Annotated in this window: 10 protein-coding genes; 3 read left to right on the top strand and 7 right to left on the bottom strand. The window is 70.2% G+C overall.

The window, feature by feature from the left end; all coding sequences use genetic code 11:
* Positions 1 to 406: 406 nt before the first annotated feature.
* Complete coding sequence (locus ACH34Q_RS21840; protein WP_395984853.1) at positions 407 to 1,273, top strand: undecaprenyl-diphosphate phosphatase; 867 nt, start codon at positions 407 to 409, stop codon at positions 1,271 to 1,273.
* Positions 1,274 to 1,369: 96 nt separating this feature from the next.
* Here ACH34Q_RS21840 and ACH34Q_RS21835 read toward each other — a convergent pair whose 3' ends face one another.
* From ACH34Q_RS21835 to ACH34Q_RS21815, 5 genes are read right to left on the bottom strand one after another with little or no spacing between them, the layout of a single operon-like run.
* Positions 1,370 to 2,467, bottom strand: coding sequence for an acyl-CoA dehydrogenase family protein (locus ACH34Q_RS21835; protein ID WP_395984852.1), 1,098 nt, complete (start codon positions 2,465 to 2,467; stop codon positions 1,370 to 1,372).
* Positions 2,464 to 3,717, bottom strand: coding sequence for an acyl-CoA dehydrogenase family protein (locus tag ACH34Q_RS21830; protein WP_395984851.1), 1,254 nt, complete (start codon positions 3,715 to 3,717; stop codon positions 2,464 to 2,466). The genes ACH34Q_RS21835 and ACH34Q_RS21830 overlap by 4 nt, the downstream gene beginning before the upstream one ends.
* A 2-nt stretch (positions 3,718 to 3,719) precedes the next feature.
* On the bottom strand, positions 3,720 to 4,541 hold the full coding sequence (locus ACH34Q_RS21825; protein WP_395984850.1) for an enoyl-CoA hydratase/isomerase family protein: 822 nt from the start codon (positions 4,539 to 4,541) through the stop codon (positions 3,720 to 3,722).
* Positions 4,538 to 5,620, bottom strand: coding sequence for an acyl-CoA dehydrogenase family protein (locus ACH34Q_RS21820; protein ID WP_395984849.1), 1,083 nt, complete (start codon positions 5,618 to 5,620; stop codon positions 4,538 to 4,540). Before ACH34Q_RS21820 ends, ACH34Q_RS21825 begins: the two co-directional genes overlap by 4 nt.
* Positions 5,617 to 6,762 (bottom strand): acyl-CoA dehydrogenase family protein, encoded by a 1,146-nt coding sequence (locus tag ACH34Q_RS21815; RefSeq protein WP_395984848.1) that lies wholly within the window; start codon positions 6,760 to 6,762, stop codon positions 5,617 to 5,619. The genes ACH34Q_RS21820 and ACH34Q_RS21815 overlap by 4 nt, the downstream gene beginning before the upstream one ends.
* 181 nt (positions 6,763 to 6,943) lie before the next feature.
* Between ACH34Q_RS21815 and ACH34Q_RS21810 the strand changes: the two genes are divergently transcribed.
* The gene (locus tag ACH34Q_RS21810) at positions 6,944 to 7,750 is read left to right on the top strand and encodes a FadR/GntR family transcriptional regulator (protein WP_395984847.1); all 807 of its coding nucleotides are present in this window, start codon (positions 6,944 to 6,946) and stop codon (positions 7,748 to 7,750) included.
* A 391-nt stretch (positions 7,751 to 8,141) separates the two neighbouring features.
* The gene (locus ACH34Q_RS21805; RefSeq protein WP_395984846.1) at positions 8,142 to 9,752 is read left to right on the top strand and encodes a peroxidase family protein; all 1,611 of its coding nucleotides are present in this window, start codon (positions 8,142 to 8,144) and stop codon (positions 9,750 to 9,752) included.
* 230 nt (positions 9,753 to 9,982) lie between these two features.
* Here ACH34Q_RS21805 and ACH34Q_RS21800 read toward each other — a convergent pair whose 3' ends face one another.
* Both ACH34Q_RS21800 and ACH34Q_RS21795 read right to left on the bottom strand, forming a co-directional pair.
* Positions 9,983 to 10,762, bottom strand: a complete 780-nt coding sequence (locus ACH34Q_RS21800) for an SDR family NAD(P)-dependent oxidoreductase (protein WP_395984845.1) — start codon at positions 10,760 to 10,762, stop codon at positions 9,983 to 9,985.
* On the bottom strand, positions 10,759 to 12,303 hold the full coding sequence (locus ACH34Q_RS21795) for a class I adenylate-forming enzyme family protein (RefSeq protein WP_395984844.1): 1,545 nt from the start codon (positions 12,301 to 12,303) through the stop codon (positions 10,759 to 10,761). The genes ACH34Q_RS21800 and ACH34Q_RS21795 overlap by 4 nt, the downstream gene beginning before the upstream one ends.
* Positions 12,304 to 12,376: the final 73 nt, after the last annotated feature.

Raw genomic sequence — 12,376 nt, 5'->3', positions numbered from 1 at the left:
GCCCGGCTGACAAGGCCCCAGCTGACACGTCCCGGCTCACACAGCCCGGCTGACACGTCCCGGCTAACACAGTCCGCCGGGCCCTGCTGACCTGTGCCGGCCGGGCCCGCCTCACTTGGGGTGGGCCTGGCGGGCAGGCCCGGCTCGAATGCGCTGGGGCGCACTCCGGATGCGTCGAAAGAGTGAACAATTCGCGAATCTTCGTGACGTCAGGGCAGGCGGATGGGCAGATCGGGTGTGCCCGCCTTGGTCCGACCAGTACTGTTCCTGCTGCCGCTGCCGTGGTTCCGCGTTCCGGCATTGCCCAGTCCCGGCATTGCCCACGCGGAACCTCCTGGCGCAGCGCGCACCCCCTGAGCAGTGAGATGCGGCCGGTTGCGGTGAAGCCACCGCGGCCGAGTGCCGCATGCATCGACGAACGAACGCGAGGGCGACGTTGAACATTCTGGAAGCGGTCCTTCTCGGGGTGGTGGAGGGGGTGACCGAGTTCCTGCCGATCTCCAGCACCGGGCACCTGACGATCCTCGAGAGCCTGCTCGGGCATTCGCCCGACGACCCCGACATCACGGCCTTCACCGCGATCATCCAGGTGGGAGCCGTGCTGGCGACCCTGATCTACTTCCGGGGCGACTTCGCGCGGCTCATCGGCGCGTGGGCACGGGGCGTGTTCAGCCGGGAGCACCGCAGCGATATCAACTACCGGCAGGCGTGGGCGGTGATCCTCGGCGCGATCCCGATCGGCATCGTCGGCCTGACGTTCAAGGACCAGATCGAGACGACGCTCCGCAGCCTCTGGTTCGTCGGAACGGCCCTGATCCTCTGGAGCGGGGTGATGTACTACGCCGACAGGAACGCCACCCAGGACCGGGGCGAGAAGGACGTGACCTGGAGGGACACTCTGATCATCGGGGTGGTCCAGTGCCTGGCGCTGATCCCCGGAGTCTCCCGCTCCGGCGCGACGATGTCGGCCGGCCTGCTGCGCGGCCTGGACCGGGTCACCGTCACCAAGCTGTCGTTCTTCCTCTCGGTCCCCGCACTGACCGCGGCGGGCGCGCTGCAGGTCGTCACCGAGTTCGACTCCATCTCCAAGGGCGTCGGCTGGCCGGCGACGCTCACGGCCACGGCGGTGAGCTTCGCCGTCGCCTACGTGGCCGTGGCGTGGCTCCTGAAGTTCATCGCAAAGCACACCTACAGCGTCTTCATCGTCTACCGGGTCATTCTCGGTGTCATCGTGCTCGGGCTGGTCGCGACCAACGCGGTCCCGGCCAGCTGACGCAGGGCTCGCAGACCTCGCACCGTGTTATCTCTCGGCTCTCGGTTATCTGTAGCGCTCGGTTATCTGGAGTGCTCGGTTATCTGGAGCGCTCGGTCAGCGATAGCGCTCGGCGATGCGCCGGCGGTGGGCAGCGGGAGAGCCGAACAGCGAACGGTTGAGGGCCGCGCGCTTCAGGTAGACGTGGATACCGCTTTCCCAGGTGTAGCCCATGCCTCCGTGCAACTGCATGGCCTTCCCGGTGATGTCCACGGCGGCACCGCCGGCGTACGACTTCGCCATCGACACCGCCACGCCCACCTGGGGACCGTCTGCGCATAGAGCCTGCACAGCGGCCGATACGAGGCGACGTGACACCGATACCTGGACGAGCATGTCGGCGCACGCGTGCTTCACGGCCTGGAACGAGCCGATCGGCCGGTCGAACTGGCTCCGTACACCGGCGTACGCCACCGTCGCGTCCAGCATGGCCTCACTCAAGCCGAGGCTGTCGCAGGCGACGGCGGTGGCGGCTCGGTAGAGGAGCCTGCGGAAAGCCGCTTCGGAGTCACCCCTGAACTGCCACACGCACTCCTCCCCCACCACCCCATGGTCCGCGGTCACCAGACCGAACTGACGGGTGTCGTCCAGGACAGGCCGGGCCGTCACGCTGAGCCCGGTGGTATCCGGCCCGGCGGCAACGATCACGGGCGTGCCGTCAGGGCCGAGTGCGGGCAGCAGGAGGTGGTCGGCATCGGGGGCATCGGGTACGAAGTCCGCCCGGCCGTGCAGCCGGAGTCCCCGCGCCGACCGTTCGAGGCGGAACCCGGCGGCGCCATCCCCCTCCCCCGCCAGCGCGAGAGCCGGGACGGCGGCGCCCGACGCGGTCTCGGCCAGCAGGCGGTCGCGGTCCGGCCCCGGCTCCAGCAGGGCGAGGGCTCCGGCCGCCAGGACGGCGGTTCCGAGGTACGGGCTTCGCGCCGCCGCCCGTCCCATCTCCTGGACGATGACGGCGACCTCGGCGAACGTGGCGCCCGCGCCGTCCAGCGACACCGGTGCCTCCAGCCCGAGCCAGCCGGATTCGGCGATCAGCCGCCGGTCGACGGCAGCGCCGGAACCCGCCTTGCCCAGCAGATCACGCGCCACCGCCCGGAGTTCGTCATGGAGGTGGGAGAAGTCGGAGAGATCAGAGAGGCTGGAGAGATCAGAGGTCATCGGGCCGCCCTCGGTTCCCGGGGCAGTCCGAGGCCGCGCTCGCCGATGATGGTGCGCTGGATCTCGCTCGTCCCGCCCGGGATCGTCCACTCCCAGGAGCCGATGAAGTCCAGGACCCAGGCGCCCGACTCCCAACCGCTGGACAGGGGCTTGCGCAGGTCGGTGTGGGCGGCCAGGCCCGCGATCTCCGTACCGAAGTCCATCGTGCGCTGGAGCAGTTCGCTGTAGTACAGCTTCACGATCGAGGCATCGGCCGGGCCGACGGTGCCGGCGGCGTGCCGTTCCACCAGGTCGCGGCAGAGGGCGCGGAGGCCGGTGATCTCGGTCTCCAGCATCGCCAGCCTGTCGCGTACGAGGGAGTCGTCGAGGGGACGTTCCCCGCCGGGGCCCGGCCGGGCGCACGCCTCCACCAGCCGGCGGAAACCGGCGTTGCCGAGCCGCTCGGCCAGTTCGAGCATCGTCATGCCGCGTTCGGCGCCCAGCGTCTCCTGCGCCACCCGCCACCCGTCGTTCACCGGCCCGACCAGGCAGGTGTCCGGGATGGCGACGTCGTCGAGGAAGACCTCGCAGAAGTGCGACTCGCCGGTCGCCTGGCGGACGGGACGGATGTCGATGCCGGACGTCCGTAGGTCGAGCAGGAAGTAGGAGATGCCGCGACGCTTGGGGGCATCGGCGTCGGTACGGGCCAGTAACAAGCACCAGTCGGCATGCGCCGCCCCGCTGGCCCACACCTTTTGCCCGGTGACGACGTAGGTATCTTGCCCGTTGACGACGTAGGTGTCCCGCTCCTTGCGGGCGGTCGTCCTGAGGGCGGCCAGGTCGGATCCGGCCTCGGGCTCGGAGAAGGCCTGGGCCCAGATCTCGCCGTCGAGGATCGCCGGAAGGTGGCGCCGCCGCTGCTCGTCCGTACCGGCGGCCAGCAGCGTGGCCGCGGCATGGTGGATCGCGACGAAGGCCAGCACCAGCCGGGGCGCGTCGTGCGCGGCCAGTTCCTGGTAGAGGACGATCTGCTCGGCGACCGGCATCCCGCCACCCCACTCGGCGGGCCAGTGCGGGACGGCGTACCCGGCGCGGCGCAGCTCCTGGAACCAATCCTTCTGGAAGGCGGCGAACTCCCCGTCCGGGACGCCCGTCTGCGCCTTCCGCCAGTCCGCCGGTACGTGCCGCCGGCACCAGTCGCGCACTTCCGCGCGGAACTCGTCGAGATCCCGTGACGCAGACGTGGACGTGGACGCAGAGGGGGACGCCACCGTCAGCCCGCCTTCCGCAGGAGCGCGAGCAGCCGGTCGCGGTGCTCCTGGGAGCGCATGGTCTCGGCCTCGGCGGCGAACCCGGCCTGCATGGCGCCGCTCAGGGCCTGGGACAGGTGCATGTTGACCACCCGCTTGGTGCCGCGCAGCGCGTCCGCCGGCTGCGCGGCCAGCCGCTCCGCGAGGCGCCGGGCCTCTGCGAGCAGGCCGTTCGGCGGGGTGGTACGGGACGCGAGCCCGAGCTCGACGGCCGTGGACGCGGGGATGCGGTCGCCGGTCAGCAGGTACTCGCGGGACCGCAGGATCGGGGTGAGCAGCGGCCAGAACGCGGCGCCGCCGTCCCCCGCCACCAGGCCCACGGACACGTGCGGGTCGGCCAGGTGCGCGGTCTCCGCGATCAGCACGACATCGCACAGCACGGCCAGGCTGCAGCCCAGCCCCACCGCCGCACCGTTGACGGCGGCGATCACCGGCAGCGGGAAGCGGAGCACCTCCTCGATGATCTGCGCGCCCTCGCGCAGGCTCTCCTCCCGCGCGGCCTCGTCCTCCAGGAAGGAGGTGATCCACTCCAGGTCGCCGCCCGCGCAGAACGTCCGGCCGGCGCCGGTGAGGATCACCACCCTGGCCTCCCGGTCGGCGGCCAGCTGCCGCCAGACGTTGGCGAGTGCCCAGTGCAGCGGCTTGTTGACGGCGTTCAGCTCCAGCGGCCGGTTGATGACGACCGTACGGACCGGGCCGTCGCACTCGACCGTCAGCTCCTCGGGGAGGTCGTAGACGTACTCGCCCGCAGACTTCCCCTTGACGCTGCCGCCCTGCCCTCTCATGGCGCCACCCGTTCCGGCGAGCCGCCGAACAGCCCGGTCAGGCCGCGCCGGCCGATCCGGCGGGTCAGCTGGTCGCGCGTCGCCGACAGGCCCAGCGGCAGGCGCCGCAGCGGCTGGCTGTAGCGGGAGATCCACGACAGGGACGTCTCGTCGCAGAAGCCGGTGGCACCGTGCAGCTGGTGCGCGACGCGGAACACGACGTCGGCCGCTTCGACGGCCGCAAGGCGCAGCGCGAGCGCGTCGTCCAGCGCCTCATCCAGTGCCTCTTCACGGTCGGCCTGGACGCTCCACAGCGCGTACCTGGCCAGCACCTCGGCACCGCTGCGCTCGACCTCGGCGTCCGTGAGCTGGAACCGAACGCCCTGGAATCGCGCGAGCGCCTGCCCGAACTGCTCCCGGACCAGCACGTGCTCCCTGGTGAGATCGATCGCCCGGTCGAGCATCCCGAGCAGGGTCCAGCACGGCAGGACCAGGCCGAGCGCCACGTCCCGCGCGCCCTGGTCGTCGAGCGGCCGCACGTCGAGCCCGGTGACGAACGCCGATGTACGCGGCGTCGCGTCCGGCGGCCGTGCGACGGCGGTGCCGCGCCGTCCGTCCAGCGTCACCGCCGCCCAGCGGAGGCCGAGGCCCGCCACGGCACCGGCGGGATACGAGTCGGCCACCACCAGAAGCCCGTCGGCGTCCAGATCGGCGGGCCGGGCGAGCCGTTCGGCCAGCGGGTACGGGAGGGCCCAGTAGCCGGCGCTGCGGCACAGCGCGGCGGCCGCCTCCAGTTCCTCAGCGTCGCCCCGGGGATCGAGGTGCCAGGCGCCCAGCTCGGCCAGGACCGGCGCGACGAGGGCCTCCCTGCGCTCGGGTTCTCGTTCGGCCGCCTGGACTAGCCCGTCTCCCCCGGCCGCCTCGAACGCCCGGAGCGCCTGCCGCCCGTACTCGGCCGCCTCCTTGCTCAGATCGATGCTCATGTGACCGAGACCCGTGAGCCCGGCGGCCGTGTGCCCGGTGCCCGTGTGCCCGGTATCCGTGTGGTTGACATCCGAGTGGCCGGCGCCCGTGTGCCCGATGTCCAGGGACCCGGTCATGAGGCCAGCAAGGATCGAGACAGCAGGATCTGCTGCATCTGGACGCTCCCCGACGCGACGGTGGACGCCTGCGAGTAGCGCCAGTGGTCCTCCACCTCCAGGCGGAAGCGGCGCTCCTCGGCACCGTCCGGTGCCGCTGAGGCGACGATCTCCATGAGCACCTCCGCGCTCTCCTGGTCGAGTCTGGTGACGGCGATCCGGTACGCGGCGGCGTCACCCGGCCGTACGGTGCCCTCGTTCTGCGTCGCCAGCACCTGGTAGGCCAGCAGCCGGGCTCTGCGGCAGTGCGTGAGCATCCGCGCCCACCGTCCCCGCAGCTCGGCGGGCAGGTCGTCCCACCGCTCACCGAGCACCGCCGGGGCGGCCTGGAGCAGGCGCTCGCACCGGGCGTACCGGGCGATGCCGACGCGCTCGAACGACAGCACCTCCTGCACCACCTCCCAGCCCTCGTCCACCGTGCCCAGGACGTCGGCCTCGGTCACCCGCAGGTCGTCGAAGAACACCTCGTTCAGGTGGTGCGGTCCCATCAGGCAGTCGATGGGCCGGACCTCGATCGCGGGATCGGACATCGGCACCAGGAAGATCGTCAGGCCCTGCTGCTTCCGCTCGCCCGTGCACGTCCTGGCGAGCAGGAAGCACCACTGGGCCATCGTGGCGTACGAGGTCCAGATCTTCTGGCCGGAGATGCTCCAGCCGTCCCGGTCCCGGCGCGCCGCCGTACGGAGCGAGGCCAGGTCGGAGCCCGCGTCGGGCTCGCTGAAGCCCTGGCACCAGATCACCTCGCCGCGCGCGATCGGCGGCAGGTGCCGGCGCCGCTGCTCCGGGGTGCCGTGCCGCATGATCGTCGGCCCCACCCAGTTGACGCCCATGTACTGGGCGCCGCGCGGCTCGTGATGGGCCCACATCTCCTCGCGCACCACGGTCTGCTCCCACACCGAGGCACCGCGCCCGCCGTACTCCTCGGGCCAGGCCAGGCACAGCAGGCCGCGCTCGGCGAGCAGCCGGCAGAAGCGCTGGGCGGTCGCGAGGTCGGCGGGATCGTCGGTGAACGCCCCCAGGAAGTCCGGCGGGACGTGCTCCGCCACCAGCCCGCGCAGTTCGCCGCGCAGCGCCTCGGCGCTCGCCCCCATCGTGAAGTCCATGGCCACGACAGTATTGCAATCCTTAAAAGGATTGCAATGCTGCGCTAGCTTGCAATACTGAGTTTGCTTGTCCGGACAGCTAGACTCAGCGCACGTAAACCCGGACTCAGCGCACGTAAACCCGGACTCAGCGCACGTAAACCGATCGCCGATCCCCGAAACCCCACAGGAAGCCACCTAGGTGACGACCACCCGACGTACCCGCATTCCCCAGTACCGCATCGCCGAGACCGTTGCCGCCGAGCTGCGGACGCGCATCCTCGCCGCCGAGGACGACTACGCGCTTCCCACCCAGGACCAGTTGGTCAAGGAGTTCGGCGTCAGCTACCCCTCGATCCGGGAGGCCATCCGCATCCTGGAGACCGAGGGCCTGGTGACGGTACGGCGCGGCAAGGTCGGCGGCGCCGAGGTGCACCGTCCCGACAGGTCGTCGGCCGCCTACCACCTCGGCCTCGCGCTCCAGGGCGACCGGGTCACGCTGGGCGACCTCGCGGCCGGCCTGCGGATGCTGGAGCCGCTCTGCGCCGCCGAATGCGCCAAGCGCGAGGACCGCAACGAAGTGGTCGTCCCCGTCCTCAGCGCCAACGTCGACCAGTGCACCGAGCTCGTCGATGACGGCCTCGCGTTCACCCAGGCCGCCCGGGAGTTCCACGACCTGCTCGTCTCGTTCACCCCGAACGCGACCGTCCGCCATGTCGTCGGCAGCCTCGTCGCCCTCTGGTCGGCGCAGGAGGAGGCCTGGGCGGAATCCCTGACCAAGCGCGGCGAGTACCCCTCCAGGGACGAGGCGCTCACGGCCGTCCGGACCCACCGCCGGATCGTCGACGACATCGCGGCCGGCCGCGCCGGCGAGGCCGAGCGGGTGGCCTGCGCCCACCTGTCGGCGACGCAGGCGGTGGTGCTCGACCGCTTCGACGACGGCGTCGTGAACGCCTCGTCCGCCGCCGCCCGCCAGGCGATCCAGAGCGGCCAGCGCTCCCGGTCCTGAACGTCGCCGGCCGAGCCCTGCCGTTTCAGGACGTCCTTGTACTTGGCGTTGCAGTCGTCGAGTCTGCTGCGCAGATCGCCCGTGGCGTCGGCCACCCGCCCGGCCCGATCGTCGCTTACTTCTCGCCCGCGTCGCCGGAGTAGTAGGCCACCGGGTGTTCGGGCTTCTCGATCTCCTTTTGTGTGTTCCTTGACTGGAGCCCGGTTAGCCGAACGAGTTTCGCGGGCATCAGGCCTTCGGCGCCGGAGTGTCTCATTAGTCATGTCCAGAGAGAGTTCGCGCTCCGACCTCACACGACGACACGCACGCACGACGACATGCACACCCGCCGAACGCATGTCCGCCGGCGTGTGCGGGCCAGGAAAAGGCCGAACGAAAAGGAGATCTCGACATGACCACGACACAGGATGCCACCCTCCGCCAGAAGGCGGCCGAGCGATTCCGAAGCCAGATCACCCAGGGCATCGTGCCGCGACGCAAAGGCCCGCTCCCCCATCCGAGCACCACCGATCACGGCACCACGAACATGCTCCAGGCCACCCCGAAAAGCGCGGGGAACGGCCAGACGCCACCGGTATCCGAGACCAGTTATTACAGCCGAATGTTCGGTGACCTCAGCCCTTATTCTCCCGATGATCGCGCACTCGGCGAACTCGGAGCTCCCTGCGGGCCCATGGACGCCAACCCGCCGGGAACGGGAAAGTGTCTTTCACCTGGATCCAAGGTCGCCGAAAACCAACTCAACACCAAACTACCCGCCGGTTACACCTATTTCGGTCAGTTCCTGGACCACAACATCACCTTCCAGGCCGACGCGACGTTCGACCCGGGCAACAATCCGAAGGGCACCACGAACTACCGCAGCGGGCGAATCAGCCTGGAGCACGTGTACGGACTCGGTCCGCAGACCCAGTCGTTCGCGTACTACGACAATGGTGACAACGGGAAGTTCTGGCTCGACCCCGCTCGCGGCTACGATGTCCCGCGCAACGGCGAGGGCGTGCCCATCATCGCCGACCCGCGCAACGACAACACCATCATCACCATCCAACTCCATCTCGCGTTCATGAAATTCCACAACGCGGTGGTGGACATGCTCAAGAAGGACGACACCCCGTACGTATCCGACAAGGATCTGTTCGCCACGGCACAGCGCCTCGTCATCTGGCATTACCAATGGCTGGTACTGCACGACTGGCTGGAGAACATCATCCAGAAGAACGTGTTCGAGGCCATCACGAAGAACGATGGCGGCCGATTCTTCAACCCCAAGCCCGGGGAGTCGCTGGCACTACCGGTCGAGTTCACCGTGGCAGGCTACCGGCTGCATGCACTGGTCCAGGAGGAGTACCGCCTCAATGACAAGACGGCGGGACATCTCTTTCACTTCCGCAAGCCGTTCGCGCCCCTCACGAAGGACGTCGACATCATCGACTGGTCGCACTTCTTCAAGATCGGTGGCCGCGAGCCGCAGTACGCCAAGAAGTTCGACGGCAAGATCGTGCACACGTTCCTCAACATTCCCGGGCCGATCGACACGCCGATCGAATGGATCGAGGATCCCACGGAACAATCACCGCTGCCCTCCAGGACGAATGAGCAGTACACCCCGATGCGGTCCATCGCCATTCGCAACCTGCTGCGAGGAAAGGCGTTCAATCTTCCGTCCGGACAGGATGTCGCCACCAAGATCCAGCAGGCGTACGGCACGGAGATCGTCCCGAAGGTCTACGACAACAGGGCGCTGGGTCTGACGGTGAACGGCCTCGGCGACAAGGCGCCCCTGTGGTACTACGTGATGCGCGAGAGCATGGTCGCCCATGGCGGTGAGCGCCTCGGCGCGGTCGGCAGCGTCATCGTCGGGGAGGTCCTGTACGGCCTGCTCAAGGCCGACCCGTCATCGTTCGTCAACCACAACCGCGAGAACCCCGGCAAGAAGTGGGAGCCCATGAACGGCCGGTTCACCGTCGCCGACATGCTCCAGCTGGCCGGTGTCGCATAGGACGCCCCCGCCGGCGCCGCCGACCGACCGAACCGCGCGCCCGTACCGACGGCGGCCCCGGCATGGATCGCCGGGGCCGCCGTCGCCCCGGACGTGCATGAGGCACATGGCCGACCCGCCGTGCCCCGGGAAGCCCGGATGAGCTCCCCGATGTCCGTGCCCGCGCCCTCTTCTGCGGTGCCATGCTTCTGAGGTGCCATGCTTCTGCGGTGCCATGCGAGCACGTGACGCTAGCGGGCGGTCCAGCCGCCGTCGACGACGATCGTCTGCCCGGTGACGTAGCTTCCGGCGTCACCGGCGAGCCACACGATCGCGCCCACGATGTCGTCAGCGCTCCCCTCCTTGGGCAGCGGCGTGTTGCGGCGCAGGTATTCGGCCGCGCGCTCGCTCTCGTACAGCGGCCCCGTGATCTCGCTGCGGAAGAAGCCGGGCGCCACCGTGTTCACCCGGATCGAGTGCCGTGCCCACTGCACCGCCAGCTCGGCGGTCAGGCCCGACAGTCCGGCCTTGCTCGCCGCGTACGACGCCTGCGGGATCCCGGGGATGCCGACCCGGCCGCTGATGGACGAGACGTTGACGATCGCGCCCCGGCCGACCGCGCGCATGTGCGGAAAGACCGCCTGCGCGAGCAGGAACGGCGCCACCAGGTTGAGGTCCAGGGTCCGGCGAACGGCGTCGAGCGGCTCGGACTCGGCGCGTTCCTCCGTGAACATGCTCCCCGCGGCGTTGACGAGGATCTCCGGCGGCCCCAGGCCCTCGACCACCGCCGGGACGACGGAGCCGACCCGCTCGGGGTCGGACAGATCGCAGGCGACGGCGATGCCATCGATCTCCCTGGCGAGCGCGGCCAGCCGGTCCTGCCTGCGAGCCACCACGGCGACCCGGGCACCGAGCGAGGCCAGCGTCCGGGCGGCCGATGCCCCGAGCCCCGACGAGGCACCGGTCACGATCGCCACCCGGCCGTCGAGATCGAACATCTCCCGTGCGGTCCCCTCGCGCGCCGGTGTCATGCCGGGTTCCCTTCGGTCGGACGGCGGTGGCGGACGGCCAGCTCGGGCAGCCCGGCGCGTTGCACCTTGCCCATGGCGTTCACCGGCAAGGCGTCGACCTGGGACCAGACCTCCGGGACCTTGTACGGCGCCAGCTCGCCCCGGCACAACTCGGTGAGCGCCGCGACGTCCAGCGGCAGGCCGGCGCTCTCGACCACGGCCGCCACCCGCTGCCCCAGACGGTCGTCGGGAACGCCGCATACCGCGACCTTGGCGACGTCCGGGTACGCCATGAGAACCCGTTCCACTTCGAGCGGGTAGACGTTCGCCCCGCCCCTGATGATGACGAGCTTCTTGCGGTCCAGCACCGTCAGCCAGCCGTCGCCGTCGACCGTCCCGACATCGCCGGTGGGAAGCGGGCCGGGGTCCATCGGCCGGACGCCGCCTCGTTCCCAATACCCGAGCGGCGGCGTCCACCGGCCCTCCCACGGTCCGGCGGTCGTCCCGTTCAGGCGCAGCTCACCGAGCTCACCCGCCGGGAGCCGGCGGCCCTCGTCGTCGTACGCCGCGACGTCGTAGTGCGGCAGCACCCGCCCGCTCGCGCCCGGACGCCCCTCGTCACCCGGGGGGTCAATGGACACGATGGTCGGCGCCTCGGTCAGGCCGTACGTGGCCCGGGGAACGAGCCCATGCGTCTCGGCGAACGCCCGGCGGAGCGCATCAGGCGTATCCCCGCCTCCGCTCCACACCTCGCGCAGCGAGCCGAGATCGAGGTCAGGACGTCCGGCGAGGTCGTAGAGCTGTGCGGGGGCACCGTTCCAGACGGTGACGCGCCGCGAGGAGATCCAACCGGCGACACCCTCGACATCGCGCCGGTCCATCACGACCGAGCATCCGCCCGCCTGCGCGGTGAGCAGGGTGGACAGGACCATGAGGTTAAGGATCGTCAGCGGGAAGCTGTCGCCCTTGCGCAGGTCGCTCCCCCAGCCTCGGGTCGCGACGAGGACCGCGCCCGGCAGGAGCAGGTTGCGCTGGCTGTGCACGACGGCCTTGGGACGTCCCGACGTCCCGCTGGTGAACGCGATCCCCGCCGGAGCGTCGGCGTCCAGCGCGACAGGGGACGCCGTCAGGTCACCGGCCAGGAGTCGCGCCCACCGCTCGGGGCCGACGCATTCCGGGGAGTCGAGGCGGCAGCGCGGCCCGGCCAGGACGACCGCCGGATCGCAGATATCGCGCAGTTCCCGCTGCTCGCTCTCGGCCAGCGCCTCACCGATCCCCGCCCAGACGGCCCCGATCCGCTGCGTGCCGTGGAAGGCCGCGACGATGTCCAGATCGTTGGGCAGGCACGCCGCGACCCGGTCGCCCGGACGCACCCCGAGCGACCACAGCGCACCGGCCGCCCGCCGCGCCTGATCGTCCAGCTCGGCGTACGACCACGTACCGGAGGCCGCCTCGACCGCCGCCGCATGCGGCCGCGAGGCGAGCGGCGCGGCCAGCACCCCGGCGATCGTGCGCGGGACCGGCAGGGATCCTGTGCTCGCGTCCGAAGGACCTGTACTCATGGGATCTTGATATCACCTGGCCCGTTGTTCTCTCTATTCTTACAAGGATTAATCTTATAGTCTCGTCCGGGCC

It is taken from the genome of Actinomadura sp. 9N407, assembly GCF_044326315.1.
GTDB lineage: Bacteria > Actinomycetota > Actinomycetes > Streptosporangiales > Streptosporangiaceae > Spirillospora.
The sequence above is the reverse complement of the archived record's forward strand: the minus strand, read 5'-3'. Positions and strand labels throughout refer to the sequence as shown.

Bases quoted from the DNA above. Each gene is read 5' to 3' on its own strand.
- ACH34Q_RS21840 (WP_395984853.1), top strand. From the start codon at position 407: ATGCATCGACGAACGAACGCGAGGGCGACGTTGAACATTCTGGAAGCG.
- ACH34Q_RS21835 (WP_395984852.1), bottom strand. From the start codon at position 2,467: ATGACCTCTGATCTCTCCAGCCTCTCTGATCTCTCCGACTTCTCCCAC.
- ACH34Q_RS21825 (WP_395984850.1), bottom strand. From the start codon at position 4,541: ATGAGAGGGCAGGGCGGCAGCGTCAAGGGGAAGTCTGCGGGCGAGTAC.
- ACH34Q_RS21820 (WP_395984849.1), bottom strand. From the start codon at position 5,620: ATGACCGGGTCCCTGGACATCGGGCACACGGGCGCCGGCCACTCGGAT.
- ACH34Q_RS21815 (WP_395984848.1), bottom strand. From the start codon at position 6,762: ATGGACTTCACGATGGGGGCGAGCGCCGAGGCGCTGCGCGGCGAACTG.
- ACH34Q_RS21805 (WP_395984846.1), top strand. From the start codon at position 8,142: ATGACCACGACACAGGATGCCACCCTCCGCCAGAAGGCGGCCGAGCGA.
- ACH34Q_RS21800 (WP_395984845.1), bottom strand. From the start codon at position 10,762: ATGACACCGGCGCGCGAGGGGACCGCACGGGAGATGTTCGATCTCGAC.
- ACH34Q_RS21795 (WP_395984844.1), bottom strand. From the start codon at position 12,303: ATGAGTACAGGTCCTTCGGACGCGAGCACAGGATCCCTGCCGGTCCCG.